At 49.7% G+C, this 20,347-nt stretch carries 23 protein-coding genes; 3 read left to right on the top strand and 20 right to left on the bottom strand.

Annotated features, from left to right (window positions below; translation table 11 throughout):
* Window positions 1–157 precede the first annotated feature (157 nt).
* The 8 genes from guaB to Q3O12_RS07825 form a co-directional block, all read right to left on the bottom strand.
* Window positions 158–1,621 (bottom strand): IMP dehydrogenase, encoded by a 1,464-nt coding sequence (gene guaB / locus Q3O12_RS07790; RefSeq protein WP_301669964.1) that lies wholly within the window; start codon window positions 1,619–1,621, stop codon window positions 158–160.
* Between the two features lie 151 nt (window positions 1,622–1,772).
* Complete coding sequence (glnD, locus tag Q3O12_RS07795; RefSeq protein WP_301669965.1) at window positions 1,773–4,331, bottom strand: [protein-PII] uridylyltransferase; 2,559 nt, start codon at window positions 4,329–4,331, stop codon at window positions 1,773–1,775.
* 48 nt (window positions 4,332–4,379) lie between these two features.
* Window positions 4,380–4,700: a helix-turn-helix domain-containing protein gene (locus tag Q3O12_RS07800; protein WP_003710267.1), complete on the bottom strand. Its 321-nt coding sequence runs from the start codon at window positions 4,698–4,700 to the stop codon at window positions 4,380–4,382.
* A gap of 325 nt (window positions 4,701–5,025) precedes the next feature.
* On the bottom strand, window positions 5,026–5,499 hold the full coding sequence (bfr, locus tag Q3O12_RS07805; RefSeq protein ID WP_002213535.1) for a bacterioferritin: 474 nt from the start codon (window positions 5,497–5,499) through the stop codon (window positions 5,026–5,028).
* Window positions 5,500–5,526: 27 nt separating this feature from the next.
* Entirely contained in the window at window positions 5,527–5,991 is a 465-nt protein-coding gene (gene bfr / locus Q3O12_RS07810; protein ID WP_002219259.1) for a bacterioferritin, read from the bottom strand.
* A 472-nt stretch (window positions 5,992–6,463) separates the two neighbouring features.
* Window positions 6,464–7,447 carry a lipoyl synthase gene (lipA, locus tag Q3O12_RS07815; RefSeq protein WP_301669968.1) on the bottom strand — a complete coding sequence of 328 codons (984 nt, stop codon included), beginning with the start codon at window positions 7,445–7,447 and terminating at the stop codon, window positions 6,464–6,466.
* The gene (gene lipB, locus Q3O12_RS07820) at window positions 7,440–8,063 is read right to left on the bottom strand and encodes a lipoyl(octanoyl) transferase LipB (protein WP_301669969.1); all 624 of its coding nucleotides are present in this window, start codon (window positions 8,061–8,063) and stop codon (window positions 7,440–7,442) included. Before lipB ends, lipA begins: the two co-directional genes overlap by 8 nt.
* 1 nt (window position 8,064) lies before the next feature.
* Window positions 8,065–8,340, bottom strand: a complete 276-nt coding sequence (locus Q3O12_RS07825) for an HP0495 family protein (protein WP_002237935.1) — start codon at window positions 8,338–8,340, stop codon at window positions 8,065–8,067.
* Between the two features lie 182 nt (window positions 8,341–8,522).
* Between Q3O12_RS07825 and Q3O12_RS07830 the strand changes: the two genes are divergently transcribed.
* Window positions 8,523–9,593, top strand: a complete 1,071-nt coding sequence (locus Q3O12_RS07830) for an AI-2E family transporter (RefSeq protein ID WP_301669970.1) — start codon at window positions 8,523–8,525, stop codon at window positions 9,591–9,593.
* A gap of 203 nt (window positions 9,594–9,796) precedes the next feature.
* Here Q3O12_RS07830 and Q3O12_RS07835 read toward each other — a convergent pair whose 3' ends face one another.
* Both Q3O12_RS07835 and Q3O12_RS07840 read right to left on the bottom strand, forming a co-directional pair.
* Window positions 9,797–10,744 (bottom strand): SPFH domain-containing protein, encoded by a 948-nt coding sequence (locus Q3O12_RS07835; RefSeq protein ID WP_003678488.1) that lies wholly within the window; start codon window positions 10,742–10,744, stop codon window positions 9,797–9,799.
* A 14-nt stretch (window positions 10,745–10,758) separates the two neighbouring features.
* Window positions 10,759–11,166, bottom strand: coding sequence for an NfeD family protein (locus Q3O12_RS07840; protein ID WP_301669971.1), 408 nt, complete (start codon window positions 11,164–11,166; stop codon window positions 10,759–10,761).
* An 80-nt stretch (window positions 11,167–11,246) separates the two neighbouring features.
* Here Q3O12_RS07840 and ung point away from each other — a divergent pair, with 80 nt between their 5' ends.
* Window positions 11,247–11,906, top strand: a complete 660-nt coding sequence (ung, locus tag Q3O12_RS07845) for a uracil-DNA glycosylase (protein WP_301669972.1) — start codon at window positions 11,247–11,249, stop codon at window positions 11,904–11,906.
* 155 nt (window positions 11,907–12,061) lie between these two features.
* Here ung and Q3O12_RS07850 read toward each other — a convergent pair whose 3' ends face one another.
* The 4 genes from Q3O12_RS07850 to Q3O12_RS07865 form a co-directional block, all read right to left on the bottom strand.
* Window positions 12,062–12,730: an FAD-binding oxidoreductase gene (locus Q3O12_RS07850; RefSeq protein WP_301669973.1), complete on the bottom strand. Its 669-nt coding sequence runs from the start codon at window positions 12,728–12,730 to the stop codon at window positions 12,062–12,064.
* Window positions 12,679–13,350, bottom strand: coding sequence for a ferric reductase-like transmembrane domain-containing protein (locus tag Q3O12_RS07855; RefSeq protein WP_301669974.1), 672 nt, complete (start codon window positions 13,348–13,350; stop codon window positions 12,679–12,681). The genes Q3O12_RS07850 and Q3O12_RS07855 overlap by 52 nt, the downstream gene beginning before the upstream one ends.
* Before the next feature lie 160 nt (window positions 13,351–13,510).
* On the bottom strand, window positions 13,511–14,209 hold the full coding sequence (locus Q3O12_RS07860) for a putative quinol monooxygenase (protein WP_301669975.1): 699 nt from the start codon (window positions 14,207–14,209) through the stop codon (window positions 13,511–13,513).
* Window positions 14,210–14,265: 56 nt separating this feature from the next.
* Window positions 14,266–14,793 (bottom strand): SRPBCC family protein, encoded by a 528-nt coding sequence (locus Q3O12_RS07865; protein ID WP_301669976.1) that lies wholly within the window; start codon window positions 14,791–14,793, stop codon window positions 14,266–14,268.
* Window positions 14,794–14,932: 139 nt separating this feature from the next.
* On the opposite strand from Q3O12_RS07865, the gene Q3O12_RS07870 reads away from it, so the two are divergent.
* Window positions 14,933–15,841, top strand: a complete 909-nt coding sequence (locus Q3O12_RS07870) for a LysR family transcriptional regulator (RefSeq protein ID WP_301669977.1) — start codon at window positions 14,933–14,935, stop codon at window positions 15,839–15,841.
* Here Q3O12_RS07870 and Q3O12_RS07875 read toward each other — a convergent pair.
* The 6 genes from Q3O12_RS07875 to Q3O12_RS07900 all read right to left on the bottom strand — a co-directional run bounded on the left by Q3O12_RS07875 (window position 15,798) and on the right by Q3O12_RS07900 (window position 20,341).
* Window positions 15,798–16,529: a phosphoadenosine phosphosulfate reductase domain-containing protein gene (locus Q3O12_RS07875; RefSeq protein WP_301669978.1), complete on the bottom strand. Its 732-nt coding sequence runs from the start codon at window positions 16,527–16,529 to the stop codon at window positions 15,798–15,800. The genes Q3O12_RS07870 and Q3O12_RS07875 overlap by 44 nt on opposite strands.
* 2 nt (window positions 16,530–16,531) lie before the next feature.
* Window positions 16,532–16,666 carry a hypothetical protein gene (locus Q3O12_RS07880; RefSeq protein WP_255489361.1) on the bottom strand — a complete coding sequence of 45 codons (135 nt, stop codon included), beginning with the start codon at window positions 16,664–16,666 and terminating at the stop codon, window positions 16,532–16,534.
* Window positions 16,667–16,703: 37 nt separating this feature from the next.
* Complete coding sequence (locus tag Q3O12_RS07885) at window positions 16,704–16,994, bottom strand: hypothetical protein (RefSeq protein WP_301669979.1); 291 nt, start codon at window positions 16,992–16,994, stop codon at window positions 16,704–16,706.
* Window positions 16,995–17,444: 450 nt separating this feature from the next.
* Window positions 17,445–17,960, bottom strand: a complete 516-nt coding sequence (locus Q3O12_RS07890) for a hypothetical protein (RefSeq protein WP_301669980.1) — start codon at window positions 17,958–17,960, stop codon at window positions 17,445–17,447.
* Between the two features lie 52 nt (window positions 17,961–18,012).
* The gene (locus Q3O12_RS07895) at window positions 18,013–18,432 is read right to left on the bottom strand and encodes a DUF4124 domain-containing protein (protein WP_301669981.1); all 420 of its coding nucleotides are present in this window, start codon (window positions 18,430–18,432) and stop codon (window positions 18,013–18,015) included.
* Window positions 18,419–20,341, bottom strand: coding sequence for an ATP-binding cassette domain-containing protein (locus tag Q3O12_RS07900; RefSeq protein ID WP_301669982.1), 1,923 nt, complete (start codon window positions 20,339–20,341; stop codon window positions 18,419–18,421). Before Q3O12_RS07900 ends, Q3O12_RS07895 begins: the two co-directional genes overlap by 14 nt.
* Window positions 20,342–20,347: the final 6 nt, after the last annotated feature.

Raw genomic sequence — 20,347 nt, forward strand, 5'->3', positions numbered from 1 at the left:
GGCGGGTGGGGGGGGGGTAGATTTGCAGACTATATTTAACCTATTCTTACTAATTATTATATATTTTAATAATTTAGAGGAGTTCAGATAAAAAAATGCCGTCTGAAACCCGGAAATCAGGTTTCAGACGGCATTTTGTCCTGAAAGGCTGTTCAAATCAGCGGTGGTAATTCGGTGCTTCTTTGGTAATTTGAACGTCGTGAACGTGCGATTCGCTCATACCTGCGGAAGTGATTTCCACAAATTCTGCTTTCTCGTGCATTTCGGCAATATTGGCGCAACCCAAATAACCCATACTGGAACGCAAACCGCCGGTCAGTTGGTGGATGATGTTCACAATCGGACCTTTGTAGGGAACGCGGCCTTCGATGCCTTCGGGGACGTATTTGTCGGTGCTGTCGGTTTTGTCTTGGAAGTAGCGGTCGGCAGAACCTTGGCTCATCGCGCCCAATGAACCCATACCGCGATAGGATTTGTACGAGCGGCCTTGATAGAGTTCAATTTCGCCCGGTGCTTCTTCCGTACCGGCAAACATACCGCCGAGCATGACGCTGTACGCGCCTGCGGCGAGGGCTTTGGCGATGTCGCCGGAGAAGCGGATGCCGCCGTCGGCAATCAGGGGAACGCCCGTGCCTTTCAGGGCTTCGGCAACGTTGTGGATGGCGGTCAGTTGCGGCACGCCCACGCCTGCCACGATACGGGTGGTGCAAATCGAACCCGGGCCGATACCGACTTTAACGGCATCCGCGCCGGCGGCGACCAAATCCAAAGCGGCTTGGGCTGTAGCAATATTGCCGCCGATGACTTGGATGTGCGGATAGGTTTCTTTGACCCAGCGTACGCGGTCGATCACGCCTTGGCTGTGTCCGTGTGCGGTATCGACGACAATCACGTCAACGCCGGCTTCCACCAAGGCTTTGACGCGTTCTTCGGTATCGCCGCCGGTACCGACTGCCGCACCGACGCGCAGACGGCCTTCGGAGTCTTTGTTGGCGTTGGGAAACTCGGTGGTTTTTAAAATATCTTTGACGGTAATCAAGCCTTTAAGCTCGTCTTTTTCGTTCAGAACCAAAACGCGCTCGACTTTATGCGTGTGCATCAGTTCACGCGCTTCGTCTATGCTTGTGCCTTCGGGGACGGTAACCAGACGTTCGCGCGGGGTCATAATGGCAGATACGGGCAAATCGACGCGGTTTTCAAAACGCAGGTCGCGGTTGGTTACGATGCCGACGACTTTGCCGTTTTCAACGACGGGCAGGCCGGACATTTTGCGTTTGCGCTGCGCGCGCATTTCCAATACTTCGCGGATGAGCGTCGTCGGTGCAACGGTTACAGGGTCTTTGACCACGCCGCTTTCGTGGCGTTTTACTTTGGAAACGGCGCGCGCCTGCATTTCGGGCGTCATGTTTTTATGGATGATGCCGATGCCGCCTTCCTGTGCCATCGAAATGGCGAGGCGCACCTCGGTAACGGTATCCATCGCGGCGGAAAGCAGGGGGAGATTGAGTGTGATTTCGCGGGTGAGCTTGGTTTGAAGTTTAACGTCTCGCGGCAGCACGGTCGAATGTGCGGGAACCAACAAAACATCGTCGAAAGTATAGGCTTTTTCTACGATACGCATAATGCTCGGTCTTTCAGTTTGTGCAAGATGCACGGCATTATAGCACGTTGCCGGCAGCTTGGCAGCCTATATTGTTTACAATATTCCCTTCCCGGTTTTCAGACGGCATACGGCGCGGCGGCGGGATGCCGTCTGAAAACCGGCAGGGTGCTTATGCCAACTGTTCCAGCAATGCCTGTTTCAGGGTAGATTGGATTTTCGGATTTTTCAAATCGGGGCTGAAAACGGTAAAACTGTCTTCGACACGTTCGTCCAACGTGGAGATTTTGGCGTAGCGCAGGCTGACGTTGTGGGCGAAAAAGACTTCCGCCATATCGGCGAGTAGGAAGGGGCGGTTGACGGCGGTGATTTCGACGGAGTACCAGTCTGGATAGTCTTCTTCGGGGGTGATGGTGATGCTTGGCGCAATCGGCATGTAGCGGCTGCGGCGGCTGATACGGCGGCTGTGGTTTGAGGTTTCGGCAACGGTGTGTCCGTGGATAAAGCTGTTGAGTTCGGCTTCGAGCGCGCTTTGGATGTCGGGGTAGTCTTCGGGGGCGTGCTGCGAGGGAATTTGCACGATGAAGGTGTCGAGAATGTAGTCGTGTTCGGTGATGAAGGCACGGGCGGCGAGGATGTCGAACCCGTGGCGGCTGAAGATGCGGCAGAGGCGGGCGAACAGGCGCGGGCCGTTGGGCATGAAGACCATGACTTGAAAGCTGTCGCTTTTGGGCAGGATGCGGCTGCGGACGATGGGGGTTTCAAAGTCGTGTACGAGGTTGGCAGCGTGCCACAGGATTTCGCGGGACTGATGGCGGGCAAAGTAGGCAGAACCGAGCGCGTTCCATAGTTTTTTCTGCTGTTTTTCGGGGACGGCGGTGCGGGTGAGCAAGTCGGCGGCTTCTTGTTGGCGGCGGCCGAAGAGGGCGTGCGGATTGCCGCCGTTGCCTGTGAGGTAGCGTCCGGCGGCATGGAAGAGGCTTTCCAGCAGGCTGGCGCGCCATGCGTTCCACAATTTGGGATTGGTGCCGCGTATGTCGGAAATGGTCAGAAGGTAGAGCGCGCTGAGGCGTTCGTGGGTTTGCACGCGTTTGCAGAAGGCATCGAGTACGTCGGGGTCTTGGATGTCTTCTTTTTGGGCGACGGTGGACATAAGAAGATGGTTTTCGACCAGCCAGGCAAGCAGGTCGCTTTCTTCTTCGGTCAGGAAGTGGTCGGCAGCAAATTGGCGAGCGTCTGCGATGCCTTGTATGGCATGGTCACCGCCACGTCCTTTGGCGATGTCGTGGAAGAAGGCTGCAAGATAGAGGATGTCTTGTTTTTCAAAGGACTGCATCAGTGCGGAGGCGTAGGGCAACTCGTGGCTGTGCATATCTAGGGCAAGGCGGCGGACGTTGCGGACGACGGCGAGGATGTGGTCGTCCACGGGATAGATGTGGAACAGGTCATGCTGGAGCAGGCCGACGATTTTTTCCCACGCGGGCAGGTAGCGGCCCAATACACCGTAGAGGTTGAGAAAGCGCAGGGTTTGGGTCAGCCCGTTGCCGCGACGGAAAAAGCCGGCGAAGCGGCGGCGGTTTTCGGGATTTTGGTAGAAGCTGCGGTTGATTTTGCGCGTCGCGCCCCACCAGGAGCGCAGGGTTTGTGGTTCGAGCGCGGTAATGTCGTTGCGCTGCTGCATGATTTCGACGATTTTGAAAATGTGTTCGGGCCGTCTGAAAAAAATATCGGTGTGCCGCGCAGCGATTTGGTTGTTGACTTGGATATAGTCGTCGTCAATCCGCAGGGTAACGCGCATCGGCGCGGAGGAAACGCGGCTTTGCAGCATAGGCGTGAGGATGCCGCTCAGTTGTTTGACGGTTTTAATCGCGCGGTAAAACACGCGCATCAGTTCTTCGCTTTGACGGCGGAGGTTCAAGCCTTCATAACCCATGCTTTCGGCAACTTGCGGCTGCAAATCGAACAGCAGGCGGTCTTCGGCGCGTTTTGCGTTTAAATGCAGATGGATGCGGATGTGGGCGAGGCGGCGGTAGCCGTGCGAAAACATACCGGCTTCAGTGCGCGTCAGAATGCCTTGTTTGACCAGCGCAGGCAGGTTGGCCGCCAAGCTTTGCGCCTTCGCTATCCAAAGCAGGGTATGGATATCGCGCAGGCCGCCCGGGCAGCTTTTGATGTTTGGTTCCAATACCGCCCCTGAGCCTTGCGATTTGGCATGGCGGTGTTCCATCTCCACCAGTTTTGCTTCGATAAACGCCGCCACATTGCGCTGCGCGTTCATTTTTTCCGCCAACTCGTCTGCTGTCTGGCGGTTGCCGAACAAAAAACGAGCCTCTAAAAACGCTGTGTCGCCCGTAATATCGTCGCGCACGCTTTCGCACAGTTCGTCAATGCCGCCGCTTTTTACAGACGGCATCAGTTTGCAGTCCCACAGGGTTTGGACAAACCGGGCAATCTGTTCCTGAATGCCGTCTGAAAGCGGGACAGGGGAGACAACCGCCAAATCCACGTCCGAACAGGGATACAGTTCGCCACGCCCGAAGCCGCCCACCGCCATCAGACATAACGCACTGTTTTGAAAATGTTCTACCCACAATGCTGCCAGTAAGGTTTCGACTGCCGCCGTATATTCCCTGAAAAATACCGACACGCGGTTGGCTTTCAAATAATGCGCTTCGGCGGCATCGCGTTGCTGTTTGAAGGTTTCCAGTGCTGAAGACAGGTTTGCAGGCATTTTTATTCTTTCGATTGGCGGGAAAAAGGGAGGCGGATGGTTCGGCGGTCAAATACCGCTTTCAGACGGCATTTGTCGGGTATCGGCGGAATTGGTCATCAGGTTCAACCGTTCCTGCGGCGGCAGCAGCAACTGATACGCCGCCACGCCCAAAGCCGCCGCCATTTTTTCGATATTCGACAGGGCGATGTTCCAACGTTTGCGCTCGACTGCCGACACATAAGTCCTGTCCAAACCGCATTGCCGCGCCAATTCTTCTTGCGACCAACCCTTGTTCACGCGGAAAAGCCGCATATTGTATGCCAATACCGCCCGCAAATCCTGTTCGTCAGGCAGTTCGGCAGGCAGAGTCAATTTGTTGCCCATCATTTGTTTCCGAATAAATGGTTAAAAGTTAAGCATTTGCTGTTACGGATTTTACTTCACATACAAGCCAAAAAAAAGGGGTGGCGGCAGCCACACCCAAACACACACACATCAAGAGGAAAGAGGTAAAATCAAGACAGATTGGGAAACAGCAAACAAGCAATCTAGATTTCATATCAGTATTATCAAACAAAAACCGTTATCGAGTATTGATTCAAATCAATTTAGATTTGATTCGCAAACCGGCAAAGAAAAACGGCATACCCGTTTATACGGATATGCCGTCTGATGGTGCAGGGGACTGCTGTATTTGGCAGTGGTTTGTGTTTTAGTCCTCTTGCGCCGCTGTTTGCAGGTAGTTGGGCAAACCAATTTTGCCGATCAGTTCCTGCTGGGTTTCGAGCCAGTCGATGTGTTCTTCGTTGGTGTCTTTTTGTTTTTCCAACAAATCACGGCTGACGTAATCCTGTTGCGCTTCTGCTGTAGCGATGGCGGCAAGCAGGGCTTCGTGTTTTTCCTGTTCTTTGGTCAAATCGCAGGCAATGATTTCTTCGGTAGATTCACCAATCAACAGTTTGCCCAGTTCTTGCAGGTTCGGCAGGCCTTCGAGGAACAGAATGCGCTCGATCAAATCGTCGGCAGCTTTCATTTCAACGATGGACTGTTTGAAGAAATGTTCGCCCAGTTCTTCAAAGCCCCAGTTTTTCAAAATACGGGCGTGAAGGAAATATTGGTTGATGGTTACCAGTAGCAGGCCGAGATTTTTATTCAGCTCGCGGATAACCAAACGGTCGCCTTTCATACGGACTCCTTTTATTCCGAATACGGATTACAGTTGGCTTTGGTAGTAGTTGCCTTCGCCAATCAGCTCGATCAGGCGCAGCTGCTGTTCCAGCCAGTGTGCGTGGTCTTCTTCGGTGTCTTTCAGTTGGGCAACCATCAGGTCGCGCGTAACATAGTCTTGAGCCTCTTCGCACAGTTTGATGCCTTTTTTCAACGCATCACGTACTTCATATTCGGTTTGCAGGTCGGCTTTGAGGCAGGAAACTACGTCCGTGCCGATATTCAGTTCGGCGCGTGCCATTTTCGGCGTACCGCCCAGCATCAGGATGCGGCGGATAAAGTCTTCGGCGTGTGTGGTTTCTTCTTCCATCTCGTGATTGAGACGTTCAAAAAGTTTGGTGTAGCCCCATTCGGAGTAGAGGCGGGAGTGGATGAAGTATTGGTCGCGTGCTGCCAGCTCACCGGACAGCAATTCGTTCATGTAATCTAAAACTGCTTGATTGCCTTGCATAATATTTCTCTTTTCTTAATTTGGGTTTCGTGTGGTTAAACAGTGGATGTAGCACTGTTCGGGATGCGTGCATTGTATGCAAAAGTTTTTGATATGACAAATTTTCTATTTAAAATACAAACAATTATCAAAAGAGATAGGGTGAGTTTGCTGATGCTTTCCAAATCAATGCCCTGTTTCTTATCGGTTTTTTTTGCTTCTAAAACTAAGAATCCATCTCATCAATAAAGAACATTTACACTTGTTAACCATAGCGAAAAGCAAATACGGTACGGTTTTTTATCAAAATTTATAATGAATCGTTCTCATTAACTGACAGATTCTTTTGAGATTATCGGATTCGGAGAATAAATTATGCCGTCTGAAGGGATTTCAGACGGCATGGACAATTAAAGTTGATGTTGTTTACATCAAACAACGCGGCAGACAGAAGCGTAGGAGATTGTTTTTACTTCGGAACGGTGTTAGGGGTTTAATGATGCCCGCAACCGCCGTGGCTTTCGCGCAAGGCTTCAGCAGCCTGTTCGTCAGCATGGTAACTTGAACGTACCATCGCGCCGATGGCGGCATTGGTAAAGCCCAGTTCGTATGCTTCTTTTTCAAAGATTTTGAACTGCTCGGGCGTAACGTAGCGCAAGACAGGCAGGTGGCCGTCTGAAGGCTGGAGGTATTGCCCGATGGTAATCATTTCGATATTGTGCGCCCGCATATCGCGCATAATTTCGCGCACGTCTTCGTCTGTTTCGCCCAAGCCGACCATAATGCCGGATTTTGTGGGAATATGCGGCATCATTTCTTTATAACGTTTTAATAAGTCTAAAGAATGTTGATAATTAGCGCCGGGACGGGCTTTTTTATACAGGCTCGGATGGGTTTCCAAGTTGTGGTTCATCACGTCGGGCGGGGTTTCGGCAAGGATTTTGAGTGCGATGTCCAAGCGGCCGCGGAAATCGGGAACGAGGATTTCGATTTTGGTGTTCGGGCTGGTCTCGCGGATGGCTTTGATGCAGTCGGCGAAATGCTGTGCGCCGCCGTCGCGCAGGTCGTCGCGGTCGACGGAGGTAATGACGACGTAACGCAGGTTCATGGCTTTGACGGATTCGGCGAGGTTTTTCGGTTCGTCGGGGTCGAGCATACTGGGCCGGCCGTGTCCCACGTCGCAGAACGGGCAGCGGCGCGTGCAGATGTCGCCCATAATCATGAAGGTCGCCGTGCCTTTGCTGAAGCATTCGCCGATGTTGGGACAGGAGGCTTCCTCGCAAACGGTGTGCATTTTTTGTTCGCGCAAAATGTCTTTGATTTCAAAGAATTTGCGCGATGGGAGTTTGGCGCGTATCCATTCGGGCTTTTTCAGTTTTTCCTGAAGGGGGACGACTTTGATGGGGATGCGGGCGGTTTTGTCCGCGCCTTTGAGTTTGATGCCGCGTTTGGGGTCGTCGGTTTTGATTTCACTCATTGTTATCTGCTTTCGGTGTGAGTTGTGTTTTAAGATGTGTGGTCAGCTTGGCGGCGACTTCGTCCAGCGTGGGGCAGGGGTGGACGAGGTCGGCAATTTGCGTCATTTCCATACCGGCATAGCCGCAGGGGTTGATATGGGTAAACGGCGAGAGGTCCATATTGACGTTGAGCGCAAGGCCGTGATAGACGGAGCCGTTTTTGATACGCAGCCCCAGTGAGGCGATTTTGCGTTCTCCGACATAAACGCCGGGGCGTTTCGGATCTGCCGCCGCTTCAATGCTGTATTCCGCCAATGTGGTGATAATGCTGTTTTCAAGCGCGGAAACGATGTTTCTAACACTGGTTTTACGCCGTTTGAAATCAATCATCGTATAAACGACCAATTGCCCGGGTCCGTGATAGGTAATCTGTCCGCCCCGGTCGATTTGGACGACGGGGATGTCGTCCCTAATCAGCAGGTGCTCGGGTTTTCCCGCCAGCCCTTGTGTGAACACGGGGGGATGCTCGACAACCCAGAGTTCGTCTTCGGTGTCGGCATTCCGTCCGGCATTAAAGGTTTTCATTGCCTCAAAAGTCGGCAGATATTCAACCAAACCTTTATGTATGATTTTCATCTCAAAGTACCACTTTGACCAGTTCGTGCGAAGTCAGCGCGCGGTAGATATTGTCAAGTTGTTCTTGGTTTTCAACCTTTACTTGTACGGTGGCACCGGTATAGTTACCTTTGCTGCTCGGCCGCGTGGTGATGTGGTGAGCCTGCGTGTCAGGGGCGTGAAGGCGGACGGTTTCTAAAACCGCTTGCTCGAACTCGGGATGAACCGCCCCCATTACTTTTAATGGGAAGGTGCAGGGAAATTCGATGAGGGATGTTTTGTTTTCTTGTTCGGTCATGATGTGCTGCCTTATCGTGTACGGTATGCCGTCTGAAAGCGGGTTTGCCTTTCAGACGGCATCAGATATGCGGTATTTTAGCCCAAACCGCGATAACAGGCTATCGGAACGGCACGGGCTTTATCTGCGATATAACCCATTCTGCTATAATAATGATGAAAATGGTTTCCGGACGGGTCGTTATGTATCAGAAAAAAAAGCAGAGTATCAAACCCTGGGTTGGTGCGGGGGTGTTCCTTACGGTCTTGATATGGCTGGCTTTCGCACTTGGCGACACACTGGCTCCCTTTGCGGTTGCGGCAGTGTTGGCGTATGTGTTGGATCCTTTGGTTGAATGGTTGCAGAAAAAAGGTTTCAACCGTGCCGTTGCTTCAATGACTGTAATGATTTTTGCCTTGCTGCTGCTTGCCGCGCTGCTTTTGATTATTGTCCCTATGCTGGTCGGACAGTTCAACAGCATGGTATCCCGTTTGCCCCAACTTGCAGGTTTTATGCAAAATACGCTGTTGCCGCTGTTGAAAGAGACTGTGGGCAATTATGTGGAAATCGATCAGGCATCCGTTATCGCATGGCTTCAGGCGCATACGGGTGAGCTGAGCAACACGCTTAAGGCGTGGTTTCCCGTTTTGATGAGGCAGAGCAGCAATATCGTCAGCAGTATCGGCAATCTGATGCTGCTGCCGTTGCTGCTTTACTATTTTCTGCTGGATTGGCAGCGGTGGTCGTGCGGTATAGGCAAACTGGTTCCGAGGCGTTTTGCCGATACTTATACCCGTATTACAGGCAATTTGAACGAGGTATTGGGCGAATTCTTACGCGGTCAGCTTCTGGTGATGCTGATTATGGGCTTGGTTTACGGTTTGGGATTGATGCTGGTCGGGCTAGATTCGGGATTTGCCATCGGTATGGTTGCCGGTATTTTGGTATTTGTCCCTTATCTCGGTGCGTTTACGGGATTACTGCTTGCCACTGTTGCCGCCTTGCTCCAATTTGCTTCGTGGAACGGCATCTTGGCTGTCTGGGCGGTTTTTGCCGTCGGCCAGTTTCTCGAAAGTTTTTTCATTACGCCGAAAATCGTGGGAGACCGTATCGGCCTGTCGCCGTTTTGGGTTATTTTCTCCCTGATGGCATTCGGACAGCTGATGGGCTTTGTCGGAATGTTGGCCGGATTACCTTTGGCTGCCGTAACATTGGTATTGCTGCGTGAGGGTGTGCAGAAATATTTTGCCAGCAATTTTTATCTGAACAGGTAAGGCATTGACGAAGTATAAAGTTTCCGAAGGGGATATTTTGTTTTATCCGAAAATGCAGTATGGATACCTGCAGTCCGCGTCCGTTATCAAATAAGAGTATGTGGATAAACATATTTTTGAGATTTTGGATTTAGATAAAAATGCCGTCTGAACCTTACGGGAAAGGTTCAGACGGCATTTTTCATATCTACTGATTGGGGTATTTATTGGGAAGTTTTACCCTTATCGAGGATTTTCATCCCAGCCGAAATCAGACTACCAATGTCGGCAACATTGGCGGGCATAATCAGCGTATTGCTTTCTTTGGCAAGATTGTTGAACGCGGCGACGTATTGTTCCGCAATCTTCAGGTTGACCGCATCCGCGCCGCCTTGGGTTTGAAGGGCGGCGGCAATTTGACGGATGGCTTCGGCATTGGCTTCGGCAACAAGGCGCAAGGATTCCGCTTCGCCTTTGGCGCGGTTGATGCGGGCGATTTTCTCGGCATTTGACGCATTGACCGCAGCCTGAGCCTCGCCTTCGGATTGTTGGATTTCGGCTTCGCGCTGACCGCTGGCAAGGTTGATTTGTTCGATTTTACGGCCTTCGGATTCGGCGATACGGGCGCGTTTTTCACGTTCGGCGGTAATTTGCGCCTGCATTGAGCGAAGGATTTCTTGCGGCGGAACCAAATCCTTGATTTCGTAACGGAGAACTTTCACACCCCAAGCTCCGGCTGCCTCATCGAGGGCGGAGACGACGGTACTGTTGATTTCGTCGCGTTCTTCAAACGTTTTGTCCAACTCCATACGTCCGATAACGGAACGCAGCGTCGTTTGGGCAAGCTGGGTAATTGCCATGATGTAGTTGCTCGAACCGTATGAGGCGAGTTTGGGATCGGTTACTTGAAAATAGATGATACCGTCAACAGTCAGCTGCGTATTGTCGCGCGTGATGCAGACCTGGCTGGGTACATCCAAGGGGATTTCTTTCAGCGAATGACGGTAGGCGACGCGGTCGATAAAGGGAATGAGGATGTTGAGGCCGGCAGTCAAGGCGCGATGGAAACGTCCGAGCCTTTCGACAACGTGGACTTCCTGTTGGGGAATAACGACAAAGGATTTAAATCCGAAAACAACGACGGCTACCAGTAATATAATGAAAAATTCCATGATTTCTCCTGATGTTAAGGATGTGTGATAATAAGAAGGTTACCTTCCTTGCGAACGATTAGGGTGCGAGTTCCCGGTTCAAGCTCTTCTTGCCCCGTATTTTGAGCCTGCCAGTGCGTACCGCGATAAAAAACTTCGTAACGGTTGCCACCTGTGTGTCGGAGGATTTCGACATATTGTCCGGCATCCAAATCCTGATATGAATCCGTTTCAACTTTTCTAACGGCGGTTTTGGCGTGTACGAACCAAATACCCAGCGCGGAAAGCAAGGCGGCGGTCAAGACGGCGGCAGGCGTGCTGCCGGTCAGTCCGTAGATAATGCCCGAACCCGCCAAAGCTGCGCTGACAACCAGAAGATAAACCGTTCCCGTCAATAATTCGATGATTAAGACGGCAACAGCAGCAACAAACCATACAGTCATACATTTCCCCACAAAGCGCGTCGTTTGACAAAATCACGCGATATTAGCAGTATAGCCGAATTTGAAAGGATAGGGCAGATATGGACACTTGGCACGATGCACTGGGCAACGAAAAACGGCAACCGTATTTTCAGGAAATTTTAAATGCAGTCAGACAGGAACGTTTGTCGGGACAAATCATCTATCCGCCAGCGGCGGATGTGTTCAACGCATTCCGACTGACAGCGTTTGACCGGGTCAAAGTTGTTATTCTCGGACAAGACCCGTATCACGGGGCAGGGCAGGCGCACGGTTTGGCATTTTCCGTCCGGCAGGGTGTCCGCATACCACCGTCTTTGTTGAATATCTACAAAGAGTTGGAAACCGACATCGAAGGCTTTTCCATTCCCGCGCACGGCTGCCTGGCAGCGTGGGCGGAGCAGGGCGTATTGCTTCTGAACACGGTTTTGACGGTGCGTGCAGGACAGGCGCATTCGCACGCCCTTTTAGGCTGGGAACGCTTTACCGATACCGTCATCAAGCAGCTTGCGACACACCGCAAGCACCTTGTCTTTATGCTGTGGGGCGAGTATGCACAACAAAAAAGGAAACTGATAGACAGTCAAAATCATTTGATATTGACCGCACCGCATCCGTCTCCTCTGTCGGCATATCGCGGTTTTTTCGGCTGCCGACATTTTTCACAGGCAAACAGCTATTTGAGTCAACACGGTATCGAACCGATAGACTGGAAGCTGTGAATGCCGTCTGAATGCCAAGTTGCTTAAACCCCGCTTAAGGCTGCTTTTGAAACCGGAAACAAAGTAATTAAGGAAAACCGGCTCATAATGCAAAACCGTCTGAATCCCGGGGTTCAGACGGCATTCGAGCGTCAAAGTTTGCGTGTCGGGTTCATTTAGCGGAATTCAAACAGCTCTTGATGCAATGAGCGTGTCTTAAGGTTTCCTGCAATACCGCTTGTAAAGCTGCGACTGCCGCAAAGCCATAGGCTGCGGGCTTCACTATTCCGAACGCTTTGTGCAATATGATTGGCGGACAATCTTTGGGTTTCGGAAGGAATATAGTGGAACGCAACATTCGCTTGTTCAGCCAACGCTTTCCATTGACCGATTAGTTCCGCAGATAAATTTCTATCGGCATGAAACCAGTCAATCGGTTGATTGGAAGGTTGTTTGGCTAATTCTTTGAGTCTTGCAAGGAAAGGCGTAAAACCAATATCGTTGCTCACCCAAATCTGTGCATTTTTATCTGAAAAATTGAAGCGGCCGTATGCACCGTCAATTTGAACGGTATCACCGATGTTCAAGCGTTGGGGCAGGCGATGGGTGTAGTCTCCCAAGTCTTTGATGATAAGATTGATTTGTTGGTTTTCAGGATTCCAGTCAGAGGCGATGGTAAACGGATGGCTTTCTCCGTGTGCGCGCAAAAAGAGGAATTGGCCGGCTTGGTGTCCCTGCCATTTTGGCGCATTCAGGGTAAGCGAGAGCAGGGAAGCGTTTTGGTTTATGGCGGCTACTGTCGCGGTTTGCGGTTTACCAATGCGTTTAAAGAGGGCGAGGAGCAAACAAATACTGCCGAAGAATAGGGCGGCAGCCAGCAACCAGCCAAGTGGCTGAGCCAGTAGGCAAAGTTTGCCAATACGATGGTGTGCCATACGAGTGCAAGATAGACAGGGACAATTAAGATGTGAAGTTTGGCAAACCAACGGTAGGGAATAAGTTTGATCAGTGCGATAACCAATAAGACGACTGTAACGTAAAAAGCAATCTCACCCACTTCTTCAGCAAAATGGCGCTGGGTAACCAACCAATCTTTTAAAGTCAAGACTTCCTGCATCGGTGGACGCGGCGGGCGTTTTCCGTCAATCAGTCCAAGTTCGATGAGCCATTTGGGGAGTTGCTTGCTAGTCCAATGCAGGATACTGCCTGAAAGGGCAACGATGCTCAACCATTTATGCAGGCGGTACATTTTATCCAATCCGCCAAATAGTCCTTCCAACATTTTGGGACGTACTGCAAGAATCATACAAGCACTCATGGCCAGTATGCTGATGCTGCCGGTGAACTGTAATAATAGGTTGCGTATGGGAAATACGCCCCACTTGTCTGGAAACGGTGTGGCAAACAGCCATAGAGCGGATATGCCGGCGAAAAAGGCAAATAAGGTAAATTTAATGTTTTTCATGGTTGTGTTCTTTGTGCAATGAAAATATAAAACAGCCGTGGCTTGTTTTAACAGGATTGAGTATATCTTGGAAAAATTAGGCGAAAATTATCGATAAGGTGCTTCCCGTATTTGCCTGCCTATTCCATATATTTTCCGACGCGAGATAACCGTGTGGAGGTTATTGAAGAAACTGCATTCCGCCCTTATTCATCAAAAATTTCCCATCTAATACGCTGTTGATGTCTTGGCTAACCAACAACGGTTTTAATTCATTGCGATAGTTTTTATAGGCTTCGCTTTGATGATGTTGTTCATAGCTCTCAGGGTCGGCATAGATTTCTACAATACGCCATTGGTCATCTTGGTTTTCTACCGTACCGGCATAGACGGCTAAAAGTGATTCGTTGGCGGTGCGATATTTTGCCAACGCATAGTGAATCGCTTCTGTGTGGTTCGGTTTGGCGGTCAGGGCTTGAAAACGGACTAGATAGTTACCGCCCAGCTGTAAGGCGGTTTTATTTTCGCTGATAAATTGTGCTTTCAAGGGCGTAAGGCTTTTACTCGCAAAAGCCTGTTCGGTAGCTTGGGCAAAGCGTTTGAAATGCTCGCTTTGGTTGTGCGCCTGCTTGGCCTCCGCGTTTTGACACACCTCTAACACGTAAATCTTATGGGTATCGTCAGTCTGCGGCATGGCATACATGGCCGAAAGTTCGGGCTCGGTTTGGACTGATGTACGGATATTTTCTTTAATTGCCTGTTGAGTTGTGGCAAGCTGTTCGGGCTTCACATTCAGTTCGCCTAAGCGGATAAACGGAGCAGCCTGCACCTGTAAAGTCAGTCCAAGACAAGCCATTGCGAAAAGTTGTTTCAGTTTCATTCTAGTCTCCTTAGAAAAGCGGGATTTTACTTTTGACGTAAAATCCCACCGCACTTTTAATAAGCCGCTTTATTTTTTGCCGCTTTTGTTAAACCGTCCAACCATGCTTGATGGCCGTTGACCATTGGATTTGGCACAGTTTCTGCCAAGCCTTTGGCAAGTTTGCCGATTTGACTTTCTTCGGTTAATACACGCACGCGGTTGTTCGGCAGGTTTTCTAAAATCCAAGCGTGATACACATCGCTGAAATCTTCGCCTTCACCAAAGGTACCAGACCATGCAAGGCGAACGAGATTGCCATCTTCGCTAATATCAAATTCTTCTACTTTACAAGTCACGTGGAAGCCGAAAGTATCAAAAACAAAGTTAGCATCTGCTGAAAGTTGAGTGGTTGAACCATCACCCACCACGATATTTTCCGCATTGTGATAATAAGTGCCCCATGCTTTGGTATCTGCTAAATAAGGCAGCACATCCGCAACGCTTAAGCCTTTTACAATGACCTCATTAGAAACGTAGTTGTCGGTTTCGCCCGGCGTATATTTTTCAGGCCAAATGATTGCTGGTTGTGAATAAGTTTTCATAATAAAGTCCTCTTAGTTAATGGTTAGTAGCGTTTTGCTATGGAAGGCATTATAGGGAGGAATGAGATATAAGTTAAATCACTATTATAAATAGTTAATATCATATAAAATGATATTAGAGAAATAAAGCGAGCCTAAAATGAAATCCTTACAAACTCTTGATTTGAACTTATTGAAAGCCTTTTCGGTGCTGATGGACGAGCGTAACGTAAGCAAAGCCGCCGAGCGTTTGGCGATTACGCAGCCGGCAATGAGCGGCGTGTTGGCAAGATTGCGTGACAGTTTTGATGATCCGCTGTTTGTGCGGGTGCAGCGGGGCGTTGTGCCGACCAATCGGGCTTTAGAGCTTGCCCCGCAAGTTAAAAAGGTGCTGAATGAAGTAGAGCAGTTATTACAGCTGCCACAGTTTGATCCGACCACAGCAGAATTGACCGTACGCATCGCTTGCACGGATTATGCAATGCGTGCCGTAATTGTGCCGTTTCTGCATTTGCTAAAAATCCAAGCCCCAAAAATTAAAGTGGCGGTACTGGCGATTAACGAAAGCATCGTACAAAATCAGCTGGAACAGCGACAAATTGACTTTGCGTTAGTCACGCCAGACTTCCAAGCACCGGATATTCACGCAAAAAATTTGTATGACGAACGCTATATTTGTGCCGTTCGCCACGATCACCCAATAGCCCAACAATCCCAACTGACCCTTGAGCAATTTTGCCAGTTAGAGCAAGCCTTGATTTCCTATCATGGCGGCAGTTTCAGCGGTGTTACCGACAAAGCCCTGCAAGCGATGGGGCTACAAAGAAATGTCAGCTTGTCGGTACAAAACTTTATTGTCTTACCTGAATTGTTGGAACAAAGCGATTTACTGGCAGTTGTGCCTGAGCGCTTGATTATTCATTTAAATAATCTTAAACGCTTTGAGCCCCCCCTTGAAATTCAAGGCTTCACCAAAACATTGATTTGGCACGAACGGACACATAAAGATCCTGCCTATCGCTGGGTCAGAGAGCTGATTGAAAAGGCTTGTTTGATTGAAGAGAGATAATGAATGCTAATGATAGGTAGACGTTTTCTTCATGATTCATCTCGTAGTTTCTTACAGCCGCTTCGACAAACGGATACCATTCCGCCACTTTCTTGTAATCGGCGGGATAGTGCTTTTTCAGCAACGCCATTTCGGACGGTTCAAGCAAACGGAAAGAATGCCCCAATACGGCACTTTCAGGCGAAAGTTTTAATCTGTGATGCCGGATGTAGCGCATCACTTCGGCTTTATTCCAATGCGCCACTGGGTATATCCGCCCGCGCTTGTCATCAATACTGCCGCTGTTTTTAATCATAGCCCGACGGACAATGCTGTCGGCGATGCGCTCACCTGCCGCAATCCACCACATATCGGACGACAGCCTCAAATACTGATAGACATCAAGCGGCTTGACGACAGGGACGGTGTAGTCTCCTTTCCGGAAAATACCGTACCGCATCCACTCCGAAATCATAAAATGCGGTATGCGTTCAATTTCAATACCGTATCTCGCTTCGTACCAGCGCAAATTTGCCTCTTGAAAACTCAAGCCCGGCACAGAGTACATAAACACAACATGAATGCGCTTAAAGTAACGGGCGCACAAATCCAGCGTTACTATGCTGTCTTTGCCGCCCGAAAAACACACAATACATTTGTCCGAAATCCTGCTTGCCGTCTTAACTGTTTCAAACAGGAGATTAGACATGGTTAACCGCCCTTACCACCACCGCCCAAAGCCTTGCGGTTTTGGGTTTGTGCAAATTGACGCTTACGCGCATTACCAGCCGCACCACCAGTGGTGCCGCGAAAACTTGTGCCACTGCCTTTTACTTTTCTAGCCATAATCAAACCTCATAAAAAAACCGCCTTTCGGCGGTCGTTAATCGTAATTTAAAATCAGGCTCGCACTACCGATGCCCTTAGACTGATCGGCCAGCTTATCTGCATGAACAAACCAATCATCATCATCTGACATAAACTCAATTGAATTATCATCTACATCAAACAATCTCAATCGCCCATTTACAGGCTTAAGCATCACATCACGCGGGTTTTCTAAAACCCAGCCCCAAATGCCATGCTCTACATAATCACAACAAGATGCCTTTTGATAATATGGCGTGTTAAAGCATTTTTTTATATCAACCAAAGCAAGAATCAGATTCTTCATTTTTCATCCTTTTGTGTAGTAATGGGGGGGGTGAAATTATGCCACAGCGTTTAAACTTGTCATAGAGTTTTATTTGTGCGGTCTCTTCTAGTCGGGCGATGACTTGACTGACTTTTTTTGTTGCCGCCATTGAGAAATTTTCCTAATATAAGTGGCTGAATTCTGAATGGGTTTGAATAGATTTGCAAAAATATCTATTCAGTCTATTATAAATTTAACATAATATACATTATGCGAACTATAGGAAACAGCTGTATGTGTTTTGAAAATTGACCTTCAATACGATATACAGGCAGCAGACACACAGATATGCCGCCCATACTTTTTTAATCTAAAACATCATATTAACGGGTGCAAACAGTAAATCGCCTGACTTATCCCAAAAATTCTCCTGCTTTTTCATCATTTCTTCTGTCAAAGCCTTGGAACGGTCGATTTGAAAACACGGCCTTACATACGTCCCAATTCCCTTTGCAGGGCTTGGATGTTTTGCTGTCTGTCCAAAACATTGCTTTGCAATGCGTTGATTTCTTGATGATTGATGTTACCGCCTTTTGCCAGACGTGCTTGTGATAACATTTTTTGGGCTTCAGCCAATGCTTTGCGTTCGTTGCTCAATTCTGTTTCTAGAATGGAACGTCTGCTGTTGTTTGCGGGCGCCTGTTGCGGCGGGGGCGTATTGGATTTTGCCGGTTTGGATACTGTTTTGACCGGGGTTTTATATTTGACGGCCGATCCGTTGTTTGACGGTGATGGTGCCGGTTCGGACGTTTGGGGCGGGATATAACGTTCGCTGCTGTAGTTGCCGATCGGGGGCAAATCGGTTGAGTGGCAGCTTTTAGACGGCTTGGTGGTGTAAACGGTTTCTCCGTTGATTGTGCAGGTATAGATTTTGGCCGCATTTGCGCCCAATGGGGTTGAAATTAGGGAAAGGTTGATTAGGATGAAGGGCAGTTTTGATTTCATAATGTGTTTGATACTCGGGTGATGATTTGATTTTTAAGGGTTTTTTGGCATTTTACGGGCTTTTCTTTCCGCTTGTTTCCTTTTGATTTTCTTTCGGGGCTTTGGCAGCCTGCCTGTTCTTTTTCCCGGCAGGTTTTTTGCTTTTCTTTTTGTTTTCCGTGTGTATTTGGGTTTCTTGACTGAGTTTTTTTATTTTCAGGCGGTATTCGCCTCCCTGATGGCTGCTGATTTTAGGTAAGTCCGCGCCGGTACACGATCCTGACGGGTCTGATGTATATACGCTTTTGCCATTTGAGCTGCAATTATATACGGAGGCTTGCGCCGCCGTACCGGCAAAGGACAGGAAGATGAAGGCGGCAAAAAGTCTGGTTTTCATACCGGTAAAGTAAAAAGGCGATGGTAAGGTGCAGATTATACCGTTCTTGGCAGACAAAGATAAGCACCCTGCCCGCGCTTCTTTATTGCCCGGCAAACTGTTTCTCGATTTCAGTTTCAATCCGCTCCAATTCTTCTTGGCAAGCCAGCCAAACCTCTTCGATTTGGGCAAGTTGTGTTTTGACTTTTGCCAGATCGGATAAAGTGTTCTGTAATTTTTCTTTGTTTGCTTCAAGGTAAGCGTCGTCTTGTGCCAAAAATGTTTCACAGGCCGTCTGAACGTCGGAAAGCTGCGCCATTTCTTTTTCGGCACGGTCGATTTTCTGCTGTATCGGCTTGCCGCGTCGGGCTTTTTCTTGGCGGATTTGTGCTTCGATGCGCTTGGTGTCTTTGCGGCTTTGGCTTTGTGCGGAAGCGGCTGGTGCGGCTGCGGCGTTTTCCTGTGCCAAACGCCATTGGCGGTAGTCGTTCAAATCGCCGTCAAAGTTTTTCAGACGGCCTTTGTCGATCAGGAGGAAGCTGTCGGTAGTCGCTTCAAGCAGGCTGCGGTCGTGCGAAACGACGATTAATGCGCCTTGGAAACTTTGCAGTGCGAGCGTCAGGGCGTGGCGCATATCCAAATCCAAATGGTTGGTCGGCTCGTCAAGGAGCAGCAGGTTCGGCTTTTGCCAGATAATCATGGCAAGGGCGAGGCGGGCTTTTTCACCGCCGGAAAAAGGTTCGGTTTTCTGCAACGCCATATCGCCGACAAAATTGAAGCCGCCTAAAAAGTTGCGGATTTCTTGTTCGCGCACTTCGGGCGAAAGCTGCTGAATGTGCCAAACAGGGCTTTGGTCGGCGCGGATGGTGTCGAGCTGGTGTTGGGCAAAATAGCCGATATTGAGTTTTTCGGAACGGACGATGCTGCCGGAGAGCAAATCGATTTTGCCCGCCAAGGCTTTGATAAACGTAGATTTACCGCTGCCGTTGACACCCAATAAACCATAGCGCGCGCCGCTTTCCAGCGACAGGGTAATGTCGTGCAAAACAGTTTTGCCTTCGTAACCCAAATCTGCGTGTTCCAGCTTCAGCAAAGGATTGGGCAGATGCTCGGGATTGTAAAACTCAAAGGAAAACCCGCTGTCCAGATGCGCGGGGGCGATGCGTTCGAGCTTCGCCAACGCCTTCATGCGGCTTTGCGCTTGAACGGCTTTGGTGGCTTTGGCTTTGAAGCGGTCGATAAAGGATTGCAGATGTTTGATTTGCGCCTGCTGTTTGACATAGGCGGCTTGTTGTTGCGCCAGACGTTGCGCGCGTTCGTTTTGGTAAAAATCGTAATTGCCGCCGTATTGCGTGAGCTTTTGCTGGGACAATTCGATGGTTTGGGTAGTTGCCGCGTTGAGAAAATCGCGGTCGTGGGAAATGATGATTTGCGTGCAGGGTAAAGAAGCAAGATGGTTTTCCAGCCACAAGACGGTTTCCAAATCCAAGTGGTTGGTCGGTTCGTCCAAAAGCAGCAAATCGGCACGGCAAATCAGCGCTTGCGCAAGATTCAGGCGCATCCGCCAGCCGCCGGAAAAGGATTTGACGGGGCGGCTGTGTTCTTCTTGCGAAAAACCCAGCCCGTCCAACAATTTTGCCGCACGCGCCGGAGCGGTATAAGCGTCGATTTCTTCCAATTTGGCGTGATATTCCGCCTGTTTCATGCCGTCATTTTGCGCTTCTGCCTGCGCCAAGGTTGTCTGAAAAGCCTGCAACTCGGCATCACCCTGCAAAACGTAGTCCAATGAAGAGATGTCCAAGTCGGGCGTTTCTTGGGAAACGGAAGCAATCCGCCAATTTTTCGGAATCGAGACATCGCCGCCGTCTTGGGTGATTTCGCCCTTGATTAAGGCAAACAGGCTGGATTTGCCCGTCCCGTTTTTACCGATCAAACCGACGCGCTGGCCGGGATTGACGGTGGCGTTGGCTTTGTCGAGCAGGACTTTCAAACCGCGTTGCAGGGTGAGGTTTTTAATTTCAATCATAACGGA

Source organism: Neisseria benedictiae (genome assembly GCF_958267435.1).
Lineage (GTDB): Bacteria > Pseudomonadota > Gammaproteobacteria > Burkholderiales > Neisseriaceae > Neisseria > Neisseria bergeri.